Source organism: Bradyrhizobium sp. 44, assembly GCF_023073095.1.
Taxonomy (GTDB): Bacteria; Pseudomonadota; Alphaproteobacteria; order Rhizobiales; family Xanthobacteraceae; genus Bradyrhizobium.
In genome coordinates this window covers 1,032,782-1,054,836 of the sequence record NZ_JADPIY010000029.1, presented here as the reverse complement: position 1 = coordinate 1,054,836, position 22,055 = coordinate 1,032,782, and the positions used below count along the sequence as shown (strand labels likewise).

The following is a 22,055-nucleotide window of genomic DNA, read 5'->3' as shown; positions in this document are numbered from 1 at the left end:
GCCCGCTCGCCGCAATAGCAGAATTGACGTTATCTCAACAGGTGAAAGGCGGAAATGCCACGCTGCGTTCCATACAGCGAGCGTCGTTGTCAATTCCCGACCACGGGCCCATAGTTGCGTGCGGCAGGAGCCCTAGGATGCAAACGTCCGACGAACTCGCGGCCCTGATCAGGCGGGCCGAGGATGCCACCGCGACCGCCCGCCGGCTGCTCCGCGAGAACGACCGTTTGCGCCGCAACGTCGAGCGGCAACTCGACTTCATGTATGAACTCGGCGCAGATTTCGGGCGGCCTGCCGCCCGGATCACTCCGGACCGACTTGCTGCCGAAGGTAGGCGATCCGCTGCTCGATCAGGACACGATGGCGCAGCCATTCGGTCAGGGTCTGCTTCAGGGCCTCCGCCAACCGCTCCGCCAGGGCCGCCTCATGGCTGCCGGCACTGAGTGCACGAATCCGATCCTCCTGGTCTCGGATGCGCTGCCAACCCTCATCGATATCACGATCGGCCTTGATCAGATGGCGGCGCTCGGTATCGAGCTGCTCGGTCCATTCGGCGAGGGAAATGTTCATGGCGACCCTCAAGCCTCCCGGTTGCGAACCGGAGGATCGAGCGACTTTAGCACAACCCGCCGGATCATGTCGGCATATTCGCGATATTCGGCAGCCCGCGCCTGGTACATCTCGGCAACCGCGGGCCGGCCACTGCGCCGGCCGTCGGCGGCCATGCGCTGCACTAGCTCCGCCCGCTCCTCGATGATACGCAGCGCGACCCGCAGGGCTTCATCCACTTGCCCTTCCTGCTCCTTGGCGAGGATGTCGGCGGTGTAGGCGTGACCGACCTGGCAACGGAAGCGCATCGGGTGCGCTTCCTTAATCTCGGACAGCACCCCCCCGCAGGCCGGACAGGTCAGCGCAACCGGATCAGCCACCGAGATGAGCTTGTCACTGCCGATCCGCTCGCCGGCCGCGATCTCGACCTCGAGCCGGATCTCCGGCGGGATCGGCAGCGCGGCGCCGGCAACTTCCCTGGTGAGATCGGACAGGACATCACCCATTCCGGCGCCTGGGACGCAAAGATCGATGATGGAGGCCTCCAGGGCGCTCCTTGGCATCTCATCGGCGATGGCGTCCGAGGGGTCCTGAACCACGGATATCCCGCCGCAACGCTTGATCGCGTTGAGACCGGCCGCACCGTCGGACAACAGGCCGCTGAGCAGCACGCCGATCACGCGCGGGCCGTAATTGATGGCGGCCGAGCGAAACAAGGCGTCGATGGCCGGCCGCACCATGTTCTCGCGCGGACCCCGCCCGAGGAACACGCGATCCTCTGACAGCAGCAGATGATGGTCGGGTGCGGCCAGATAAACCTGGCCCGGCTCGATCTTCATGCCGTTTTCGGCCTGCCGGACCGGGAGCGGGCCGGCGCTGCTGGCGACCGTCGAGAGAATGCCGATGCCTTGCGCCGGGATGTGCAGCACGATGAACACCGCCGCGGGCAGATCCGGCGGCAGGCGGCCCAGGATCTGCTTCAGCGGTGCGGTCGCGCCGGCCGAGCCACCTATGACGATGATGTCGCGGTTGCTCATGGAACCCACTTTCGGTTGTAACGTTTGTACCAAGGCGGGTCACCGCCCTATGTTCCTACGGACCGGAAAGGAAGGCATGGGAGGCGTCATGGTGATATCGCCCACGTCGTCAGATCCGCTGCCGCCGCTCAGCGGGCGGCGGATCTTCGTTGTCGAGGACGAATATTTTCTCGCCGATGACATTGGCAAGGCATGTCGCGCGCTCGGCGCAGACGTCGCGGGCCCCGTCGGCGATCTCGCGGACGCACTCAGGATCCTGCACGACGGCAGCATCCTGGATGCCGCCGTGCTCGACGTGAACATCCGCAGCGAGATGATCTTTCCTGTCGCGCGCGAACTGAAGGCACGGAACATACCGTTCCTCTTCACGACCGGATACGACAAGGTCACGATCAGTCCGGAATTCCACGACGTGTTGATCCTGGAGAAACCGATCGATCTGCCGGCGATGGCCCACAGGCTGGCCGCACTGATCGCCGACCCGCAGGGGTGAGCCGAACGGCGATCAGAACAGATGCGCGAAAGCGAGCCAAGCGGTCACCGCCAGGCACAGGAGCACCGCAGCATAGGGCAACGCGATCCGCAAATCAGCAGCCCTCCCCGCCATTAACCCATCATCATCCAGACGATCGCCGCCATCATCACCAGAAAACCCGTGATTGCCGTTGCGATAAAGGCCTGTTCGACGCGATCCATCGGCATCACAGCCCCCTTCTCCAGCCGAACCAATCTGGCGGACTGGGAAGCCACGCGCATTAGGCTATGTGAATCGGATTCCTCCTTTGTCGATCCGCGGGAGCGGCGGGGCCCTCAGCATAGATTGCGACGGCATCGTTCTACGACTTCGCCGTGCCCGGCTCCGCCATCTTGCGATGCTGCTTGGCCAACATCTCGTTGGGCGTGACGTTGGCGATTGTGGTCTGGATCTTGTTCTTCATTCCGGTCACGATGTCGGACTCGCCGCGCAACATGGCGTCGAAGCCGGCCTTCGCCACGTCGTAGGCGCTGTCCTTCGGCTCGGTGCCGACCTTCGTGTCCATCATGTCGGCGCGGCGAAAGAACTCGGTTTCCGTGGCGCCCGGCATCAGGCAGGTGACGGTGACGCCGCTGTCGCGCAGCTCCTCGCGGAGCGCGAACGAGAATGAATCGAGGAATGCCTTGCTGGCGTTGTAGACCGCCTGGAAGCTGCCCGGCGTGAATCCAGCGATCGAGCCCGTGATCAGGATACGGCCCGAATTGCGGCGAAGCATCTCGTTGCCGGCGCGATGGATCAGATACAGCGTGCCGGTGATGTTGGTGTCGACAAGGTGCCTGATCCTGGCAAAATCCTGGTCAAGGAAGGCCTTACCGAGGCCGACACCGGCATTGGCCAGCAGCGCGTCGATCGGCCGGTCGCCGACCGCGGCGCAGAGCTTGTCGACGCCTTCGGTGGTGGCGAGATCGGCCTCGACCGCCTCGACGCTGGTGCCGAGCCTGCGGAGATCCACGGCCACCCTCTCGATCTCGGGCTCATCGGCAGCGATGACAAGGTTGAAGCCTCCTTGGGCACAACATCTGGCGAGTTCCAGGCCGATGCCGGTGGAGGCGCCGGTAACGACTGCAAGTTGGTTCGCGGCCATGAGCGTATCCTTCGCTAGTCCTTGAGTGGGATTGATGACGCTCCAATCACCGCGGTGGCCGCTCGTTCCTATCGGGGACGCACTCTGGTGCGGCGCAAAGATTCTGCACCGTGCGATAGCAACCATCGTTCGCTGTTCGACTTGGATGCCTCGTAGCTCGCGGGAGGACAGAGATGAAGGCGCTGGTTTGGCACGGCAAGGAAGACATTCGCTGCGACACCGTCACCGATCCCGAGATTCAGGATCCGCGCGACGCGATCATTAAAGTCACGAGCTGTGCCATCTGCGGTTCGGACCTGCACCTCTTTCACAACTACATACCGGGCATGCTGCCCGGCGACATCATGGGCCACGAGACCATGGGCGAAGTGGTCGAGGTCGGCTCGGGGGTTGATGGCAAGCTGAAGAAGGGCGACCGCATCGTCGTGCCCTTCACGATCATTTGCGGCGAATGCGACCAGTGCAAGCGCGGCAATTTCTCCGTCTGCGAGACCACCAACCGCAAGCGCCATCTCGCTGAAAAGGTGTTCGGTCATTCCGGCGCCGGCCTGTTCGGCTACACGCATCTGACCGGCGGCTATCCCGGCGGCCAGGCCGAATATCTGCGCGTGCCCTTTGCCGACGCCACCCACATCAAGGTGCCCGCCGGAATTCCCGACGAGCAATTGCTGTTCCTTAGCGACATCTTCCCGACCGGCTGGCAGGCCGCCGTGCAATGCGACATCGAGCCGATCGATACGGTCGCGATCTGGGGCTGCGGGCCCGTGGGGCAGATGGCGATCCGCAGCGCCATCCTGCTCGGCGCCAACCAGGTTATCGCGATCGACTGCCTGCCTGAACGGCTCAGCATGGCCGAAGCCGGCGGCGCCACCACCATCAATTTCGAGAACGAAAGCGTCCTGGAGCGGCTCGAGGAGCTCACCGACGGCAGAGGCCCCGAGAAATGCATCGATTGCGTCGGGATGGAGTCGCATGTGATGGCCTCCCTGCCCGACACGCTGCTCGACCGCGCCAAGCAGATGGTGATGGTGGAGAGCGACCGGCCGCATGTGCTGCGCGAGATGATCTATGTCTGCCGTCCCGGCGGCATCCTTTCGGTGGCGGGCGTGTACAGCGGATTCTCCGACATGCTTCCGATGGGCGCCTTCATGAACAAGGGCCTGACAATGCGCACCGGCCAGACCCACGTCAACCGCTGGACCGACGACCTGCTCCATCGCATCGAGGAAGGCCAGATTGATCCGTCCTTTGTCATCACCCACACCGTCCCGCTCAGCCAAGGTCCCGAGATGTATCAGGTGTTTCGCGACAAGCGCGACTCCTGCGTCAAGGTCGTGCTGAAGCCCTGAGGAGCCAGATACATGTTTCATTTCTCCAACATCGTTCGCACCAAGGGCGATCCGAAGATCGTCGCGGGCGGCCCGAGCCTGAAGCGCCCCGAAGACCAGCTCGCCCGCGCGCTCGGCTGGTTCAGCATCGGCCTCGGCGTCGTCGAATTCTTCGCGCCACGGCGCGTCACGGAAACGCTGGGCATGGAAGGCCATGAGACGCTGGTCCGCGCCTTCGGCGTGCGCGAGATCCTGGCCGGGGTCACGACGCTCTCGGTCGAGAAGAACGCCGGCCTGTGGGCCCGCGTCGGCGGCGACGGCCTCGATGCCGCCGCGCTGCTTTCCGGGTTGACCGCGGATAATCCCAAAAAGGGCAATATCGCGCTGGCGCTGCTGATGGTCGGCGGAATCGCGATGCTCGACTACCGCGCCGCGCAGGACACCAAGCCGCGGCGGCCGCCGCGCGACGCCCGGCGCAAGCTGTATCCGAACCGCAGCGGCTTTCCCAAGGGCATCGAGAGCGCCCGGACCGCGGCCAAACAGATCGCGGCGCACGCCACGGCGGGACGGACCTGAAGACGCACGACGAGGTGATGCAAGGCAATGAGCGACGAGTCCCGTGATGAAGGTGCCTGGTGGAAATCCGCCGTCATCTACGAAATCGCACTGATCTCGTTCCAGGACTCGGACCGTGACGGCAAGGGCGACCTCGCCGGCCTGACATCACGGATCGACTATCTGAAATGGCTCGGCGTCGACGCGGTGTGGCTGACGCCGATCTACAAGAGCCCCTTCCGCGACCTCGGCTACGACATCTCCGACTACTGCTCCATCGACCCGGCGTTCGGTAGCCTCGATGCGTTCGACCGCCTGCTCAAGGCCCTGCACACGGCGGGGATCCGCGTGATCCTCGATCTCGTGCCCAACCATACTGCGAATGATCACGCATGGTTCGTCGAGAGCAGCAGCTCGCGGAACAGCGCGAAGGCCGATTGGTACATCTGGGCCGACGGGGCCGAGAACGGCGGCCCGCCCAACAACTGGCTGAGCCGCTTCGGCGGCAGCGGCTGGGAATGGTGCGAGGCGCGGCGGCAATATTACTACCATTCGTTCCTGGTCGAGCAGCCCGATCTGAACTGGCGCAACCCGCAGCTGCGCGCCGCGATCGCCGATGTCATGCGCTTCTGGCTTGATCGCGGCGTCGACGGCTTTCGCGTCGATGCCAGCGCGGTCCTGATCAAGGACGCGCTGCTGCGCGACAATCCGCATAACCCGCAAGCCAAAGGCAAGCCGCCGCCGCAGCGCCAGACGCCGGTCTTTACCGACGATCGGCCGGAGACGATGGATTGCATCGAATTCATCCGCGAGGTGATCGATGGCTATCCGGGGCGGATGTTGTGCGGCGAGGTCCAGGGCAAGACCGACCGCATCGGGCACTTCTACGGCAACGACCGGCCGCGCCTGCATCTGCCGCTCAATTTCGCGCTGCTCGACGCCCCCTGGGACGCACTGTCGCTGCAAGCGACGATCGACGCGTATTTCAACGCCATCCCGGATCATGCATGGCCGGTCTGGGTTGTCGGTGGTCACGACAAGCAGCGGATTGCGAGCAAAATCGGCGACGCGCAGATGCGGGTGCTGGCGATGCTGCTGATGACGCTGCGGGGAACGCCGTTCTTCTTCATGGGCGACGAGATCGGTCGCAAGCGCGTTCCCGTTCCGCCCGACCGCGTCCGCGATCCCTTCGAGAAGCTCGTGCCGGGGTTTGGCCTTTGCCGCGATCCCGAACGCGCGCCGATGCGATGGGACGACAGCACCAACGGTGGCTTTACCACCGGCGACCCATGGCTGCCGCTGGAGCCGCCCGACGGCGCGGCCAACGTGGCCGCGCAGCAGCGCGATGCGCGTTCGATCCTGGCGCTGTTTCGCGCGCTGATGACGCTGCGGCACGAGCAGGCGCGCCTGCGTCACGGCGGCTACGAGCCGCTGCGCTCGCAGAACGATGTTCTTGCCTACAGGCGGACGGACGGCGGCAACGACATTCTGGTCGCGCTCAACATTGCCGCCGAGCCGCGGAAATTGCATTGGCAAGGTCGCGGCCGCCTGTTGATGTCGACGCATCTCGACCTGCCGTCCGAGCGGTTGCCGGGCGCCACCATCCTGCTCCGCGGCAATGAAGGCGTGATCATCGAACTCGAGCCAAGATGACGCCCGAGGAACCATCCACGCGTCAGCGAGTCTCATTCAACGCTTCCGACGTCCCCCCTGCCGGAGGCTGAATAGACGAAACCGCGGCCCCGGCGCTCATCCCCCTTCAAGCGCCGGGGTCACGGCGTGAGCCTGGAGGCAGACCATGAGCAAGACCAAGGGCCTCGGTCAGCGGATCGCTGGCAAGGCGAAACAGGCCGTCGGCGAGATCGTCGGCGATCAGGATCTCCATGAGGAAGGCAAGGAGCAAGCGGGGCGCGGCCGGGACGAACAGAGCAAGCCGAGCGAGCTCAATCCGTTGAAGAAACTCAATCAGCTGACGTGAACGCCGCCGCGCCGTCCGCCATTTCCAGTTCAATTCGCCCCGGTGATGAAGCCGCCTCACGGCGGCGCTCCCGCTGGATCGCCGCTGCCCAACTCGGCCTGATCAGCAGCACCTTCTCGACCATCGTCAGCCAGCTCTTCGCCGCGCGCATCGGACGCGATGCCGCCGTCGACTGGATGACGGTCGCCGCCATTCCCGCGCGCGATTGGGCGATCAGCGCAGAGCCGTCGTGGAGCGCGATCCTTGCCGGGATCGCATTCCACCAATGGGCGGACTTCTCGTGGGCGCTGGTGTTCTTCGGTGTGCTCGGACGCTTGACCGCCGACCTGCGGCCGCTCACGATCCTCCTGCTCGCCCTGCCATGGGCCGTGTTCTCGTCAAGCATGGAATGGTTCGTGCTGGTGCCGCTGTTTCCGTTCTGGCAGCCGCTGTTCACGCTGCAGCAGCCGTACTGGATCGGCCTGCTCGTCCACAGCTCCTCGGCCGTGATGTACCCCCTGTTCGCCAGGCTGCGCTGGACGGGGGGAGCTGCACCCGCGCGCGATGTTCGCTTCACCAATGCCTGGATCACCGGCGCGCTGGCCTTGATCGCGCTGCTCGGCGCGACCGCGTTGTTCGGCAGCCACGGTTACGAGCCGCCGTGGATGGGCCACGACAGAGATGCGGACCAGACTTACATCCGTCACATGACCGCGCATCACGCCCAGGGCATCGCGCTGGCGCGGATCGCCGCGGAGCGCGCGCAGGACCCGCACCTGCGAAAGCTGGCGATGCTGATGGTCGCGAGCCAGACCGGCGAGAACCAGATTTTCGAGACCTGGTGGCTGAGCTGGTTCGACACCGAGATGCCCGATTGCAGCACGGACGAACGTGCCGCGATGCCGGGCTTCCTGACACAGGCCGAGATGCGACAGGTCAAGACCGCGCCGGCGTACCAATTCGACACGGTGTTCGTCGAGACGATGAGCAAGCATCACGCCGGCGCGGTCAGGATGGCCGACCAGATGTGGCATAGCGGCGGCGATCTGCGCCTGCGTGTTATGGCCCACGCCATCCGCCACGAGCAGCAGGGGGAGATCGCGCTCATGCACCGCGCGAGCGGCATTGCTGCCGTCACCACGGCGTTCCGCAACATGCTCGGCGACAACGTCAATTGAGTAGATTGCACCCTACTCGCGCCAGAACTCCGCCAATTCCTCGGCGGTCATCAGATCGACCTGTCCATGAAAGCGGGTGCGGTACATCGTCATGAGCGCATCGTGGCCGACATCGGACGAGCTGCACAGCGCATCCTCGACGATGACGACCCTGAAGCCGAGATCGACGGCGCTCAGGACCGTCGAGAGCACGCAGACGTCAGTCTCTGCGCCCGTGATCACGACTGTGCCGACGTTCTTGTCGATCAGCAGGCTGGCGAGGCCGGGATTGCTGAACGCCGAATAGGCCGGCTTGTCGATGACGGCCGCCGGAGGAACGAAGCGGCTCAGGGCCGGCACGAGTTCGAGACCAGATGGCGGAAGATGCTTGCGGGTCGCTTCGCGCCAGCGACGAAAATAGCTCTGCCACTGTCCGGGCCGATCCTCCGGGTTCTCGGGCGTGATGAATCGCGTGAAGATCGTTCTGGCCTGATGGCGCGAAACGATCGAGGCGATCGTCGGCAATACTCTCGCCATCCATGGCGTCGCCCAGAGACCGCCGGGAGCGAAGATGTTCTGCATGTCGATGCACAAGTGAACGGCGTCGCTGATGCCGGTCACTTCCGACGCGCTGTCTCTCATCGTCCTTCACTCCTGTGGGCGCGATCGACGGCGTTCACGACGCCGAGATCGGAGCCTCTCCGCCCTCGACGATCTCCGGAAGGACGTCCTTGGACAAACGCACCGGAATGGATTTCGCAGCAGGGACCTTGCTGCCCTCCGCCTGATGCCAGAGCGGAATGAGCACGTTGCACTCGGGATAATAGGCCGCAATGCTCCTGCGCGGGATGCCATAGGGGACGATTTGGAGCTCGCTCAAGCTGCGCGTGACGCCATCGCCCGCCTCCGTCACCAGCGTGACGGTATCTCCCGATTTTAGCCCGTCTTCCTCCATGTCAGCGGGATTCATGAACACGACGTAGCGGCCGCCCTCGATGCCGCGAAAGCGATCGCCTTCGGCGTAGATCGTCGTATTGAACTGCCCGTCCGCGCGCAGTGTCATCAGCTCGTAGACGCCGTCGGTCTCCCGGGGCGGCGCGAAGGCCGACCTCGGAACGGTGAAGTTGGCCTTGCCGTTCGGGGTCTTCCACTTCCGCTCGCGCGCCGCGAGCGGCCGCGCAAAACCGCCGGGTTCGAACAGGCGCGCGTTGAAGTCCTTGAACTGGTCGGGATAGGTGCGCTCGATGGCGTCCCGAACCCGCGAATAGTCGGCGACCCAGGCGTCCCAATCGATCTTGGGATTGGGCTTCAACGTCGCCTTCGCCAGGGCGGCGACGATCGCCGGCTCCGACAGGAGATGGTCGGCCACCGGCTTGCGCTGGCCGCGCGATCCGTGAATGCAGGTGGTGGAATCCTCCATCGACACCGCTTGTGCGCCGCTGGCCTGCCGGTCGATCTCGATCCGGCCGAGGCACGGCAGCAGATAAGTGACCTCGCCCGGCACGAGGTGGGTCCGGTTGAGCTTGGTCGCGATCTGCACCGATAGGCGCAGGCCGGACCAGGCGGGCTCCATCAGGGACCGCTCGGGAACGGCGCGCAGGAAATTGCCGCCGAGGCTGACGAAGCCGCGAACGTCGCCTTTCAGAATGCCCTGGCAGGCGTCGACGGTGGACAGTCCCTCCCACCGCGGCGGCTCGAAGCCGTAGAGCTCCGCAAGCTTGTCCAGCGGCACCAGCTTGGTCTTCTCGGAGATCCCGACCGTGCGCTGGCCCTGCACGTTGGAGTGGCCCCGGATCGGGGAAATGCCCGCGCCGGGCTTGCCGATATTGCCGCGGAGCAGCAGCAGGTTGACGATCATCTTGTTCGTCTCGACGCCGTGCTTGTGCTGGGTGATGCCCATGCCGTAATTGGCGATCACGGCCTTGGCCTCCATATAAGTGTTCGCGGCCTCGCGCAGGGCACCGCGCGAAAGCCCGGAGGCCCGTTCGATCTCCTCCCAATCCTGTGCACGGCAGAATTCGGCGAACTCCTCGAAGCCGACCGTGTGCTGCCGGATGAATTCGGCATCCACCACGCGCGCAGTTTCATTTTCCCGAGCGAGGTCGTCCGCCTCGATCACCCATTTGCAAATCCCGACGATCGCCGCCGCGTCGCCGCCGACACGCACCTGATAATATTGCGAGCTGATGCGCGTGCCGCCTGCGATCATCTGGACGGGATTTTGCGGATTGACGAAACGCTCCAGGCCGCGCTCGCGCAGCGGATTGAACGTTATGATCGGCACGCCGCGCTGCGCCGCCTCCTGGAGCGGATGCAGCATGCGCGGCGCATTGGTGGTGGTGTTATGGCCGAAGAAGAAGATGCAATCGGTGATCTCGAAATCCTCCAGCAGCACCGTGCCGACCGGAACTCCGATCACCTCCGGCAGCGCCACCGACGTCGTCTCGTGGCACATGTTCGAGCTGTCGGGGAAATTGTTGGTGCCGTACATGCGGCCGAACAATTGGTACATGTAGCTGGTTTCGAGCGAGGCACGTCCGGACGTGTACATCACGACGGAACGGGGATCGAGCCGGTTCAGCTCGGCGCCGATATCCGCAAAGGCCTCGTCCCAGTCGACCGCTAGATATTTGTCGCTTGCCAGGTCGTAACGCATCGGCGTCGTCAGGCGCCCCTGCTCCTCCAGTTGATGATCGGACCAGGTTCGTAGTGCAGTCAGCGTATGTTGCGCAAAGAACTCCGGTCTCGCGGTCTTGCTAGTAATCTCCCAGGCGGTCGCCTTGGCACCGTTCTCGCAGAACTCGAATGGACGTGGCTTGGCCGGCTTGGCCCAGGAGCAGCTCACGCACATGAATCCGTCGGGCTTGTTCTGCTTGAGCAGGATCTCGCTGCCGAGAATGGCGACCTCTTCCTGCGTCAGGATGCTTGCAACGGCTTTAAGTGAGCCCCAGCCGCCTGCCGGCGCATCATTGTTCTCGACCTTTGCCTTTTGCCGCATGGCGTTTCCTTCAATCGCAAGCCCTGCACGCAGAACCCGAGATGGGATGGCAAGTTCCAACCGTTCGGAACCTTGCTCCGGTTCGTGCGTCGATGAATTGACGTAGGACGAACACCCATGCACGGCTCTCGATCCGGCGCACACGATCGCGCATCCATGCCCACGCCATCCGTGAGAATGCCCCGGCTCACGTCGAGCGGGACGCACGATGAGCGGATGCTGGCCGAGGAATGTCCCGTGGCACTCGTCTACGACGGAACGACCGTCGCCGTCGTGATGGCAACTCCCGCCGATCTGACCGACCTTGCTGTGGGATTCAGTCTGACCGAAGGGATCATCGGCGACATCGGCGAGATCGAGGAGCTCACGGTCGTTCCCGGTCCCGACGGGATCGAACTGCGGCTATGGCTGCGACCGAATGCCGGGCGACGGCTGAAGGAGCGACGGCGACATCTGGTCGGGCCGACGGGTTGCGGCCTGTGCGGCATCGACAGCCTGCGCGAAGCCGGCCGTATCGCTCAGTGCGTCGAGCAACCGGCGGGCCTCACGCCGGAGCAGATCAGCACGGCCATCGCGGCCCTCACCGAGTCACAGATCCTCAACCACAAGACACGCGCCGCTCACGCCGCGGGTTTTTTCCGGCCAGGCAGCAAGACCATGATGGTGCGCGAGGACGTGGGGCGCCACAACGCCCTCGACAAGCTTGCCGGCGCTCTCGCCATCGAAGGTGCATCCGGCGGCGCCGGCGCCGTCATCCTCACCAGCCGGCTATCGGTCGAGATGGTGCAAAAAACCGCCGCGATGGGCGCCGGCATCGTCGTCGCCATGTCTGCACCGACTGCGCTTGCGGTCCGAACGGCGGAGGCCAGTGGCATTACGCTTGTCGGGATCGCACGGGGCGACGAATTCGAGATCTTCAGCCATCCGGCGCGGGTGTTCATGCCCGCGGCCACCCAGATCGAGCCGGAGTTTCGACCGCAGGCAAACTAAGGGAACCCGGGCATGAGGGATAGCGAACTTCGTCGCGCTCACCTTGCTCGACATATGTCGATGGTGGAATCGGCTTGCGGTGCTTCCTCACGAAGCGTAATTTTCAACTCTACGTAGCTCATTCGAAAGCATCTATCGGGTTCGGCCAAGCGGGAGACAGCAATGGCGGATGTCCCATGGCACCTTTCCGGTGACTATTTCGAGAATTGCAATTGCAGCATCGTGTGCCCCTGCCTGATGTCGGCGGCGCCGCCGTTGACCGCGCGACCGACCGAGGGCTTCTGCAACGTACCGCTGATCTTCCACATCGAGACCGGCCGCTATGGCGATATCGCGCTCGATGAGCTGAATGTGCTCGTCATCCTCCACGCACCTGGGATCATGGCAGACGGAGACTGGTCGGTGGCCGCCTATATCGATCAGCGCGCCAACGATGACCAGACCGAGGCCCTGGCTGCAATCTTCACCGGCGGTGCCGGCGGTCCCATGGCCGCGTTCGCGCCTCTGATCAGCAAGAACCTGGGGGTACGCAAGGTCCCGATCACGTTCCGGATCGACGGCAAGGCGCGGTCCGCGGAAATCCCCGGCATCCTGCACATGTCCGTCAATCCCCTGCCGACCATGCATCCGAGCGGCGAGATATGGACGAACATCGGCCATCCGGTCAGCCCCGACGCCATGGTGATGGCAGTCGGCGCTGCCGGCAATACCTTCAGCGATCATGGCATGCGCTGGGATAATTCCGGCAGGAACGGCCTCTATGCGCCGATCCGCTGGTCGAACCAGGCGTGATGTAAACTCCAGATACCGGCCTGCATCGGTGGCCGGCAACATCGATCGCACAACTTCAATCGCAAATGACGGACAGCCCCTTGGAAGCCGTGCTGCGGCGCGATCGCTGGATCGTCGGCGGCGCGATCGTCCTCATGGTCGCGCTGGCGTGGAGCTATGTGCTCTGGCTCGCCAACGACATGGACATGGGCGGAATGGACATGACCGAGTTCCGCATGATCCCGGCTGGGATCGGAATCATGCTGCCAGCCGAACAGCCGTGGCGAACAATCGAGTTCGCCTATGTGTTCCTGATGTGGGCGGTGATGATGGTCGGAATGATGGCCCCCTCGGCCGCGCCCATGATCCTGATGTACGCCCGCGTAGGTCGACAGGGCAAAGCGCAAGGCAAACTATTCGCAGCGACCGGCTGGTTTGCCGCCGGCTATCTCCTGGCCTGGTGCGGCTTTTCGCTGGCAGCCACCCTGCTCCAATGGGCGATCGAGCGGGCTGCCCTGCTGGATTCCCGGATGGCGATCGCGAGCAACCTGCTCGGCGGCATCGTGCTGATCGCGGCGGGCGCCTATCAATGGACACGGCTCAAAGACATCTGCCTCGCCCAATGCCAGTCGCCGTTTCTGTTCCTGATGCGCCACGGCGGCTTTCGCAGCGACCTGCGGGGTTGCGTGCTGCTGGGCTTTCGGCATGGAGGTTATTGTGTCGGCTGCTGCTGGGTATTGATGGCGCTGTTGTTCGTGGGCGGCGTGATGAACGTGCTCTGGATTGCGCTTTTGTCGTTGCTTGTACTTTTGGAGAAAGTCACGCCGGTGGGACGCTGGATCGCGCGCGCTGCCGGCATTGCCTGTGTGGCCGCGGGCGCGTGGCTCCTGCTGACCTTGCCGAAGTGATTGCGAGGCGCGGACGACGATCGCGCCGACTCTCGGCCGCGAGATCGAACATCGAAGACTGGGGGAGGCCCCGTTCCAGGATTCGCAGCGCGAACACGGCGGGCACCGCAAATCGCGAAACAATCTTTCGCGTGTCTGTTTGCTTGGTGCGCTCGGAGGGACTCGAACCCCCACGATTTTACTCACTGCCACCTCAAGGCAGCGCGTCTACCAATTCCGCCACGAGCGCTTTTGGGGATGCCGGCTTGAGGCTTGAAGGCCAACCGGATCAACGGCGCCGATCTAACAAATCCATCAGAGGGGTACAAGCCTCCAAAGACCCTGAATTCCACAAGCTTGGCAGGAAAGTTCCGGCTCCTTGCGCCGGGATCAGCCTTTTCCGCCTGCCCAAGCCGCTACGTGTGCCCAGGCCGCTACCGCGTGCCCGGGATACGGGGCAGCATCTGCTTGACCTCGACCGCGATCCGGTTGCGGTCGACCAGCACGACGCCGGAGGCGACGGGCAAATTATTGGCCAAAACCTTGACCTCGTCGGCCTCGGTTGCGTCCAGCTCGATGATGGCGCCGCGGGAAAGACGTAATACTTGATGGATCGGCATGGTTGTCGTCCCGAGGACGACCATGAGATCCACGGTGACTTTGTCGAGAGTAGGCACTTCAGCACCACCGCAACTTGGGACTAGGACTAGGGACTTGGTATTTGCGCCTGGGATCATCACCCGGTTATGGTTAGCCAATGGTTAATTCACCCCAAAACCCCCGCCAAGAGCTCGATTTGACGGCGTTTTCCGCCTCCTCCGGCGAGCCCGTGGAGTGGCGGATTTCGGACGCGCCCGTGCCCTATCCGGAGGCCGTGGCCGAAATGGAAGCGCGCGTCGCGGCGATTGCGGCGGGTGAAGCTCCGGAGCTGGTCTGGCTGCTGGAGCACCCCCCGCTCTACACGTCCGGCACCTCGGGCAAGGAATCTGACCTGCTCGATGCCCGATTCCCGACCTTTGCCACCGGGCGGGGCGGCCAGCTCACCTATCACGGGCCCGGCCAGCGCGTGGCCTATGTCATGCTCGACCTGAAGCGCCGCCGGCCGGATGTCCGGGCCTATGTCGCGAGCCTGGAAGAGTTGATTCTGCGAACGCTCGCCGCGTTCAACATCCGTGGCGAGCGGCGCGAGGACCGGGTCGGCGTCTGGGTCAAGCGGCCCGACAAGGGACCCGAGCATGAGGACAAGATCGCCGCGATTGGCGTCCGGCTGAAGCGCTGGGTCTCGTTCCATGGCATCGCCATCAATGTCGAGCCGGAGCTGTCGCATTTCGACGGCATCGTGCCCTGCGGCGTCGCCGATCCCCGCTACGGCGTCACCTCGCTGGTCGACCTCGGCCAGCTCGTGACGATGAGCGATGTCGACGTGGCGCTTCGGCAAGCCTTCGAGGAGCTGTTCGGGCCGACCCAGGCGCTGATGCCGGAAGCGGCGGCCTAACTTCCGGTCTTCCTCATTCTCCGCAAACCCGGAATCAGCTACGCTTGATCTCGGTGTCGCCCACGCCTCCCCCCTCCGCCGGGAAAGTACATTTCATACCGGGCGAATTGATCATCGGACCGACTGTTCGAGCGCCAGGCATAAGGAGGGGTTGCGTTTCAGCTCGCAATGGGAGGTTTTTGCGATGAGACTGTCTGCACCCATTTATCATCTGAAGCGAAGAGCGAAGCGCCTGTCCCGCGAGGAAGGCATTCCGCTGCACGATGCGCTCGACCGCATCGCCGCGACGGAAGGCTTTTCCGCATGGAGCATGCTCGCGGCGAAAGCTGCCGCAGCGACGCCGGCCAACCGGCTTTTCCCGCAATTCCAACCGGGGGACCTGGTGCTGGTTGGCGCGCGTCCCGGCCAGGGCAAAACCCTGATGAGCCTGGAGCTTGCCGTGGAGGCGATGCGGTCAGGCCATCGCGCCGCGTTCTTCTCGCTGGAATACACCGAGAAAGACGTCTTCGATCGCTTTCGGGCGATCGGCGTGGACCTGGCGCAATTCGAAAAACTCTTCGAGGTCGATTGCTCCGACGCCATCAGTGCCGACCACGTCGTCAAGCAGATGGCCGCAGCACCGCGCGGCACCGTCGTGGTGATCGACTATCTGCAACTGCTCGACCAGCGGCGGGAAAATCCCGACCTTTCCGTTCAGGTGCGCGCGTTGAAATCATTCGCGCGCGACAAGGGATTGATTGTCGTCTTCATCTCGCAGATCGACCGTTCCTATGATCCCTCGCTCAAGCCCTGCCCTGACCTGGACGATGTCAGGCTGCCGAACCCGCTCGACCTGAAGCTGTTCGACAAGACCTGTTTCCTGAACAAGGACGAAGTTCAGTTTCGCATAGCGAGCTGACGATCAGGAGGCTCAACCGGTTCAGGCCGCGGGTGAGATCGTTCACCCGCGGTCCGCGGTTTCACGCCTTCTCCGGCGAAACCTCGAGCTTGCCGGCGACGTAGCGCCGCTCCTGGGTCAGGCCGCCAAAGCCGTAGGCATCGCCCTTGACCTCGTCGACATGCAGATAGGTCTCGTGATGCAGCGGGCCCAGGATCCCGGCCATGCGCTGGAACATCGCGGCGAGATAGGCGGCCTTCTCGTCCTTGGTGTTGGTGCCTTCGCTGACGTGGATGTCGATCCAGTAGCTCGCGAGCTTTTGCTCTGCGAGCGACTTGCCGCCGGCGAACCAGTCGGCCGCCTCCACCGACTTCACGATGATGGCCGTGACCTCAGGATCCTTGTGCAGGATTTTTGCGGTGAGCTCGGACACGGCGCTCGCGATGTCGGCCTTCAGCGAGGGCGACTGGCGGGAGGTGGTGTAGGACACGGTGATCAGCGGCATGGTCGTTCTCCTCGGATGTCGCGCAGGTGTTGCGCGGCGTTGGTGAGAAGCTAGACCCGCCCTCGACATTTTGGTATCTTATCTCTGTTGATACCAGTGATAAGAGATAATAATGACAGCAACGCTCGACATCGCCACCGTCCAGGCCTTCCTGCTGGTTGCCGACCTCCAGAGCTTTACGCGGACCGCCGAAGCGCTCGGCACGACCCAGGCGGCCGTCAGCCTCAAGCTGCAACGGCTGGAGACGCTGCTGGGAAAACGTCTCGTCGAGCGCTCGCCGCGCGCGGTCCGTCTTACCGCGGATGGCGCAGCGTTCCTCGAGCGCGCCCGCGCGCTCATCGCGGCGCATGATTGCGCGCTGTCGGGCGAGGGGTCAGTCACGCAGTCGCTCTCGCTCGGCATCTCCGACCATGCCGCGGGCCCGGAGTTGGTACCGCTGCTCGAACGGCTGCATGCGATGTCCTCGAACCTCACGCTCGCCGTCACCATCGGCTTCTCCCGCGAGATGCAGGAGGCCTATGATTCGGGCCAACTGGATGCGGTGATCGTGCGCCAGGAAGGCAGCCGGCGCGGCGGCGAGAAGCTGGCCGAGGACGAGTTCGGCTGGTTCGCGTCACGACGCTTCACGGTGCCAAAGGGGCAGCCCTTGCCGCTCGCGACGCTCGCCCCGCCCTGTGGGGTCCGCGCCATCGCCGTGCGCGCGCTCGATAAGGCTGGCCTGAAATGGCGTGAGCGCTTCGTCGGCGGCGGCGTCACCGCCGTGGTTGCAGCCGCGCTCGCCGGGCTTGCAATCGCGCCGCTGGCGCGACGGATCGCGCCCCCCGGGCTGGTCGACATCGGGCCGACCCACAAGCTGCCGAAACTCGGCAGCTCGAAGGTGATGTTACATTCGAAGGTCAGCGATCCCGCCAAGCTGGCGGCGCTGCGCGCAGTCGCGGCAACGTTCCGGAGCGTGGCGGCGATCTGACGCCGCACGGCTTTACAAGATTGCTTCGAACGCACTGCGCAGCGTCTCGTGCCGGAACACAAAACCGCGGCTTAGCGCCTTGTTGGGCAGCACGCGCTGACCGCCGAGCAGGAGCTCGTCGGCGAAACCGCCGCCGATCCGGCGCAGCAGGCCGCCAGGAATCCGGAACACCGCGGGCCGATGCAGACGGCGGCCTAGCTCCTCGCTGAACTTTGCGTTGGTGACGGGGATCGGCGCGGTGGCGTTGACGGGGCCGGCGAGATCGGGCGTCGCCATCACATAGGCGATCAGCCGGATCAGATCGTCGCGCTCGATCCAGGACATCCACTGCCGCCCGTTGCCGATGGGACCGCCGAGCCCGAACTCGAACGGCGTCAGCAAGCGCGTGACGAAGCCGCCTTCGGTGCCGAGCACGAGGCCGATGCGCAAATTGACCACGCGGACGCCGAGATCCTCCGCCGGCCGCGCCGCCGCCTCCCAGGCCGCACACAGCTCGTGGCTGAAGCAGGCGTGCGACTTCGCCGATTCCGTCAGCACCTGGTCGGCCCACAGGCCATACCAGCCGATCGCAGAGCCGCTGACGAGCACCTCGGGCTTGCGTTCGAGCCGCGCGATCAGCTTGACGATCTCGCCGGTCATGTCGATGCGCGAGCCGAGAATCTTTGCGCGCTTCGCCTCGGTCCACAGGCCGTTGCCGATCGGCTCGCCGGCGAGATTGACGACAGCGTCGACAGGCGCGTCCGAGGCGATCTGATCGAGGCTCGTGATCAAAGTGACCGGCGGCGGCAGCATCTCGGCCTTGGCGGGATTGCGGATCAGCGCAATGACGTGATGCCCTGCTCCGCTGAGGCTCGCGGCGAGGCGGCTGCCGATGAAGCCGGTGGCGCCTGATATCAGCACCGTCTTGCGGTCGGACAGCTTTTCGACGAGCCCGTGCGCGGGAGCGCTTCTCATGCGGCCGAGCCGGCGCATCGCCGCAAAATCCCTGACACCGCACAGCGCGGCGCCGACCGCACACGCCGTCGCGGCAATGCTGAGCAGGCCCTGATACACGACCATCACGCCGAGGGGCTGCGTGGCCCAATCGATCAGCACCGGCAACAGCAACACCAGGATGGCGCCGTAATTGATCGCGAGCAGCGTGTGATTGACCCGCTCGCTCGGCGGCAGTTTTCGGCTGAGATCCTCCTCGACGAAATCCATCAGCGTGATGACGATCTCGGCGACCAGCACCGCGACGATCAGCAGCGCCAGCGCGCCATGGACTTCGAGCCAGCCGAGCACGAGGAACAGCAGCGCATAAAGCATGTTGCGAATGCCGTGCAGCTTCAATTCGAAACGCTGCGACGGACGCCAGGCCAGGCGCTCGGTGAATTCGTGGTGATAGAAGGTGTCGAACACGCCCATCACGATCTGGATGGCGATGAGCGTCCACATGAGCTGTGTCATGACACGGCCTCCCTGAACATTGCGGACTGGTGGATCAGCGCGCCGTAACGCGGATGAATGACATCGAGGGTAAAGCGGAAGGCGCCCTCGCCGAGATCGCTGTGTGTCACCGTGAGTTCGCCCGGCGTCAGCCATCGCGGCAGGGGAATCCACAGGCGCCCAAACTGGAGCCCGTAGCCGGCGCTGCGAAACGTCAGCGCTTGGTCCTCGACCGCGATGCGGAGCGCCATCGAGACGCCGAAGCCGACATATTCTTCCAGCCCGGTCGGGCCGGCAAAACGTTTGGCGGAATGGATCACTTGCGGAAAGCCGCGCTTGCGCGCGCAGATGCGGGTCCAGGTCTGGCCGCCGCCTCCGGCGTCTTCGGTCACCGTGACGATGATGGGGACGCCGGTGTCGCGCCCGGTCGGCAGCGGACCGCCGATCAGGCGCACGGCTTGGGCGAACCACCAGCCGATGTCGCTGAAGCCGACCTCATCGACCACACCGACATAGACGACGCTGTCGCCGTCGGCGACGCGCTTCGAAAAACGTCGCCAGGTCGCCAGCGGCAGCCGGCCCCAATCCTCATCCGACAGCAGCGCACGGAAACGGCGATCGTCGAGCAGTTTCGTGTGAGCGAAGGTCGACGCGTTGGAGCCTGATAATCTCGCCGACGTCATCGCACCCTCCTCAAACCTATTTGGCCTTGCCCAGCGGCAGCAGATTGGCGATCTTCTCACCAAGCCGCATCAGGGCGGCCAGCCGCGGCCGCGGCACCTTCAGCATCTGCATGAACCAGTGGTCGGCGAGCTCGGTGAAGGCGAGCATCTCCTTCAGCCGTTTGCTCGCGACCGGATTGATGGTCGGATCGTCGGCGGCATCGGACACGCAGGCTCTGAGCGCTGTGATCGCCGGATCAAGCTCCCGCTCCTTGCGCCGCGCCGCGATCCTGGCCGCAACCTCCCAAATGTCGGTCTCGGCCTCGTAATGGTCGCGGCGATCGCCGAGAATCGGGACGCGCCGGATCAAGTTCCAGGCAAGCAGCTCCTTGAGCGAGTTGGAGACGTTGGAGCGGGCCATGCCGAGGGTGTCGGCGATGTCCTCGGCCGTCATCGGTGCCTCGGCCAGATAGAGCAGCCCGTGGATCTGGCTGACCGAGCGATTGACGCCCCACTCGTCTCCCATGTCACCCCAATGCAGGATGAAGCGCTCGACGGCGGCTGGGAGTTTCTTTCTTCCGGTTGTTTCTGTCATAACCGAAATATCTGACGGATAGGATCGGCTGTCAAGAGCATCCGCTGGCTTGCGTGCTGCATACGGGCTCGCAATATTGCCTAAAAAGGTTCCAAACTCGGGGAACAATCCGCCATCTGCGGCGTTTGCTCCCGTTAAGGCAGGGTCCGGGAATGGTCGAGAAGTTCAGTCAGCAGAGAGACTTGTTCGAGAGTGAACGCAGTTTCCGCCTGTTGGTTGAAGGGGTCGCGGACTACGCCCTCTACATGCTGGATCCCACCGGGATCATCACCAGTTGGAACATCGGCGGCGAGCGCATCAAGGGCTATTCGCCCGGGGAGATCCTCGGCCAGCACTTTTCCCGTTTTTACACCGAGACGGACCGCGCCAACGGCAAGCCCGCCCGTGCGCTCGGCATCGCGCGGGACAAGGGCCGCTACGAGGAGGAAGGCTGGCGCGTCCGCAAGGACGGCACCTTCTTCTGGGCGAGCGTCGTGATCGATCCCATCTACGAGGACGGCAAGCTGGTGGGCTTCGCCAAGATCACACGCGACATCACCGAGCGCCGCAATACCCAGATCAAGATCGAGGCGATGCAGAAGCAGCTCGCCGAATCCCAGAAATTCGATGCGCTCGGCCAACTCACCGGCGGGGTCGCCCACGACTTCAACAATCTCCTGATGATCATCAGCGGCAGCCTCCACATGCTGAAGCGAGGGGCCGACGACGAAGCCAAGCTTCAGCGCGCGATCTCGGCCATCGAGACCGCCACCAGGCGCGGCGCGGCGCTAACCAACCAGCTCCTCACCTTCGCACGGCGGCAGAGCGTCAATCCGCAGGCGATCGACTTCGCCGATCGCATCGCGGCGATTCGCGAGGTGCTCGATGCCGGCGTCGGCAGCTCCGTGCGCCTGGCTTTCGACGTCAGCGGCGACGTCTGGCCGATCAGGACCGACGTTTCCGAGCTCGAGACCGCGCTGCTCAACCTCGTCATCAATGCCCGCGACGCGATGCCCGACGGCGGCACGGTGACGATCGCAGCGCGCAATCTCGTGCTCGACGAGGACCCCCTCGTGGGCGAATTCATCGCGATCGACGTCAGCGATACCGGCCTTGGCATTCCCTCCGACGTTCTCGACAAGATCTTCGAGCCGTTCTTCACGACCAAGCCGATCGGAAAGGGCACCGGCCTCGGTCTCTCCCAGGTGCACGGCTTCGCCCATCAGGCCGGCGGCACGATCCGGGTCGCGAGCGCGCTCGGCAAGGGCACGACCTTCACCATCCTCCTGCCGCGCGGAGAAGACGAGCCATCGCGCGAGGCGGCGGGAGAACCGGCGTTCCAAGGCAGCGGCACGGTGCTGCTGGTCGAGGACAATCCGGACGTCGCCGCCGTCAGCATCGGTCTTCTGGAGCAGCTCGGCTATCAGGTGCGTCGCGTCGCGGACGCCGAAGCCGCCTTGAGCGAGATCGAGAAGAACGGCGTCGACTTCGTGTTCTCGGATATCGTCATGCCCGGCAAGATGGACGGGCTCAGCCTCGCCCATCACCTCCGCCAGATCCGTCCCGGCCTGCCGATCCTGCTCGCCACCGGCTACAGCGAAGTCGCCGCAGGCGTGCGCGGCGATTTCCCGATCCTGCGCAAGCCGTACGAGATCCACGAATTGAGCGAAGCGATCGCCAAGCTGCCGCGGTGATTCCT

General features: G+C 64.3%; 23 protein-coding genes and 1 tRNA gene. 13 read left to right on the top strand and 11 right to left on the bottom strand.

All coding sequences use genetic code 11. The annotated features are described in order from the left end of the window. Positions 1–303: 303 nt before the first annotated feature. Positions 304–570, bottom strand: coding sequence for a hypothetical protein (locus IVB41_RS30975; RefSeq protein ID WP_247286912.1), 267 nt, complete (start codon positions 568–570; stop codon positions 304–306). A gap of 8 nt (positions 571–578) precedes the next feature. Continuing rightward, positions 579–1,586: a chemotaxis protein CheB gene (locus IVB41_RS30970; protein WP_247286913.1), complete on the bottom strand. Its 1,008-nt coding sequence runs from the start codon at positions 1,584–1,586 to the stop codon at positions 579–581. An 88-nt stretch (positions 1,587–1,674) separates the two neighbouring features. On the opposite strand from IVB41_RS30970, the gene IVB41_RS30965 reads away from it, so the two are divergent. Next, a complete protein-coding gene (locus IVB41_RS30965) occupies positions 1,675–2,079 on the top strand; it encodes a response regulator (RefSeq protein WP_247287427.1) in 405 nt (134 codons plus the stop codon). Positions 2,080–2,422: 343 nt separating this feature from the next. Here IVB41_RS30965 and IVB41_RS30960 read toward each other — a convergent pair whose 3' ends face one another. Next, on the bottom strand, positions 2,423–3,205 hold the full coding sequence (locus IVB41_RS30960) for an SDR family oxidoreductase (RefSeq protein WP_247438019.1): 783 nt from the start codon (positions 3,203–3,205) through the stop codon (positions 2,423–2,425). Positions 3,206–3,378: 173 nt separating this feature from the next. Between IVB41_RS30960 and IVB41_RS30955 the strand changes: the two genes are divergently transcribed. The 5 genes from IVB41_RS30955 (at position 3,379) to IVB41_RS30935 (ending at position 8,223) form a co-directional block, all read left to right on the top strand. Continuing rightward, a complete protein-coding gene (locus tag IVB41_RS30955; RefSeq protein ID WP_247438016.1) occupies positions 3,379–4,554 on the top strand; it encodes a zinc-dependent alcohol dehydrogenase in 1,176 nt (391 codons plus the stop codon). A gap of 12 nt (positions 4,555–4,566) precedes the next feature. Further along, on the top strand, positions 4,567–5,109 hold the full coding sequence (locus IVB41_RS30950; RefSeq protein ID WP_247438014.1) for a hypothetical protein: 543 nt from the start codon (positions 4,567–4,569) through the stop codon (positions 5,107–5,109). Positions 5,110–5,136: 27 nt separating this feature from the next. Further along, a complete protein-coding gene (locus IVB41_RS30945; protein WP_247438012.1) occupies positions 5,137–6,741 on the top strand; it encodes an alpha-amylase family glycosyl hydrolase in 1,605 nt (534 codons plus the stop codon). Between the two features lie 145 nt (positions 6,742–6,886). Further along, positions 6,887–7,066, top strand: coding sequence for a CsbD family protein (locus IVB41_RS30940; RefSeq protein ID WP_247286918.1), 180 nt, complete (start codon positions 6,887–6,889; stop codon positions 7,064–7,066). Further along, positions 7,063–8,223: a DUF305 domain-containing protein gene (locus IVB41_RS30935; RefSeq protein ID WP_247438011.1), complete on the top strand. Its 1,161-nt coding sequence runs from the start codon at positions 7,063–7,065 to the stop codon at positions 8,221–8,223. Before IVB41_RS30940 ends, IVB41_RS30935 begins: the two co-directional genes overlap by 4 nt. 12 nt (positions 8,224–8,235) lie before the next feature. On the opposite strand, the gene IVB41_RS30930 is transcribed toward IVB41_RS30935, so the two are convergent. Next, complete coding sequence (locus IVB41_RS30930) at positions 8,236–8,844, bottom strand: cysteine hydrolase family protein (protein ID WP_247361738.1); 609 nt, start codon at positions 8,842–8,844, stop codon at positions 8,236–8,238. Positions 8,845–8,878: 34 nt separating this feature from the next. Next, entirely contained in the window at positions 8,879–11,200 is a 2,322-nt protein-coding gene (locus IVB41_RS30925; RefSeq protein ID WP_247438009.1) for an FdhF/YdeP family oxidoreductase, read from the bottom strand. Positions 11,201–11,377: 177 nt separating this feature from the next. On the opposite strand from IVB41_RS30925, the gene fdhD reads away from it, so the two are divergent. The 3 genes from fdhD (at position 11,378) to IVB41_RS30910 (ending at position 13,869) form a co-directional block, all read left to right on the top strand. After that, complete coding sequence (gene fdhD / locus IVB41_RS30920) at positions 11,378–12,190, top strand: formate dehydrogenase accessory sulfurtransferase FdhD (RefSeq protein WP_247438007.1); 813 nt, start codon at positions 11,378–11,380, stop codon at positions 12,188–12,190. 162 nt (positions 12,191–12,352) lie between these two features. After that, complete coding sequence (locus IVB41_RS30915; protein ID WP_247438005.1) at positions 12,353–12,982, top strand: DUF1326 domain-containing protein; 630 nt, start codon at positions 12,353–12,355, stop codon at positions 12,980–12,982. 65 nt (positions 12,983–13,047) lie between these two features. Continuing rightward, a complete protein-coding gene (locus IVB41_RS30910) occupies positions 13,048–13,869 on the top strand; it encodes a DUF2182 domain-containing protein (RefSeq protein ID WP_247438003.1) in 822 nt (273 codons plus the stop codon). Between the two features lie 144 nt (positions 13,870–14,013). On the opposite strand, the gene IVB41_RS30905 is transcribed toward IVB41_RS30910, so the two are convergent. Both IVB41_RS30905 and IVB41_RS30900 read right to left on the bottom strand, forming a co-directional pair. Continuing rightward, a tRNA-Leu gene (locus IVB41_RS30905) sits at positions 14,014–14,098 on the bottom strand. Between the two features lie 184 nt (positions 14,099–14,282). Beyond that, positions 14,283–14,525, bottom strand: coding sequence for a FliM/FliN family flagellar motor switch protein (locus IVB41_RS30900; RefSeq protein WP_007603171.1), 243 nt, complete (start codon positions 14,523–14,525; stop codon positions 14,283–14,285). 80 nt (positions 14,526–14,605) lie between these two features. Between IVB41_RS30900 and lipB the strand changes: the two genes are divergently transcribed. Together lipB and IVB41_RS30890 are read left to right on the top strand one after the other, a co-directional pair. Beyond that, the gene (lipB, locus tag IVB41_RS30895) at positions 14,606–15,343 is read left to right on the top strand and encodes a lipoyl(octanoyl) transferase LipB (RefSeq protein WP_027567398.1); all 738 of its coding nucleotides are present in this window, start codon (positions 14,606–14,608) and stop codon (positions 15,341–15,343) included. 184 nt (positions 15,344–15,527) lie between these two features. Continuing rightward, positions 15,528–16,241, top strand: coding sequence for a DNA helicase (locus IVB41_RS30890; protein ID WP_247361751.1), 714 nt, complete (start codon positions 15,528–15,530; stop codon positions 16,239–16,241). Positions 16,242–16,302: 61 nt separating this feature from the next. Here IVB41_RS30890 and IVB41_RS30885 read toward each other — a convergent pair whose 3' ends face one another. Continuing rightward, positions 16,303–16,725 (bottom strand): 4-oxalocrotonate tautomerase family protein, encoded by a 423-nt coding sequence (locus IVB41_RS30885; protein WP_027567400.1) that lies wholly within the window; start codon positions 16,723–16,725, stop codon positions 16,303–16,305. A 112-nt stretch (positions 16,726–16,837) separates the two neighbouring features. Between IVB41_RS30885 and IVB41_RS30880 the strand changes: the two genes are divergently transcribed. After that, positions 16,838–17,692 carry a LysR substrate-binding domain-containing protein gene (locus IVB41_RS30880; protein ID WP_247438000.1) on the top strand — a complete coding sequence of 285 codons (855 nt, stop codon included), beginning with the start codon at positions 16,838–16,840 and terminating at the stop codon, positions 17,690–17,692. A 12-nt stretch (positions 17,693–17,704) separates the two neighbouring features. Here the strand turns inward: IVB41_RS30880 and IVB41_RS30875 are convergent, their stop codons facing one another. The 3 genes from IVB41_RS30875 to IVB41_RS30865 are packed head-to-tail and all read right to left on the bottom strand — an operon-like array spanning position 17,705 to position 20,377. Beyond that, positions 17,705–19,141 carry a TIGR01777 family oxidoreductase gene (locus IVB41_RS30875; protein WP_247437999.1) on the bottom strand — a complete coding sequence of 479 codons (1,437 nt, stop codon included), beginning with the start codon at positions 19,139–19,141 and terminating at the stop codon, positions 17,705–17,707. Next, positions 19,138–19,803 (bottom strand): DUF4166 domain-containing protein, encoded by a 666-nt coding sequence (locus tag IVB41_RS30870; protein ID WP_247437997.1) that lies wholly within the window; start codon positions 19,801–19,803, stop codon positions 19,138–19,140. The genes IVB41_RS30875 and IVB41_RS30870 overlap by 4 nt, the downstream gene beginning before the upstream one ends. 16 nt (positions 19,804–19,819) lie before the next feature. Next, the gene (locus IVB41_RS30865) at positions 19,820–20,377 is read right to left on the bottom strand and encodes a GbsR/MarR family transcriptional regulator (RefSeq protein ID WP_247286936.1); all 558 of its coding nucleotides are present in this window, start codon (positions 20,375–20,377) and stop codon (positions 19,820–19,822) included. Positions 20,378–20,529: 152 nt separating this feature from the next. Here IVB41_RS30865 and IVB41_RS30860 point away from each other — a divergent pair, with 152 nt between their 5' ends. Further along, positions 20,530–22,050: a PAS domain-containing sensor histidine kinase gene (locus IVB41_RS30860; RefSeq protein ID WP_247437995.1), complete on the top strand. Its 1,521-nt coding sequence runs from the start codon at positions 20,530–20,532 to the stop codon at positions 22,048–22,050. Positions 22,051–22,055: the final 5 nt, after the last annotated feature.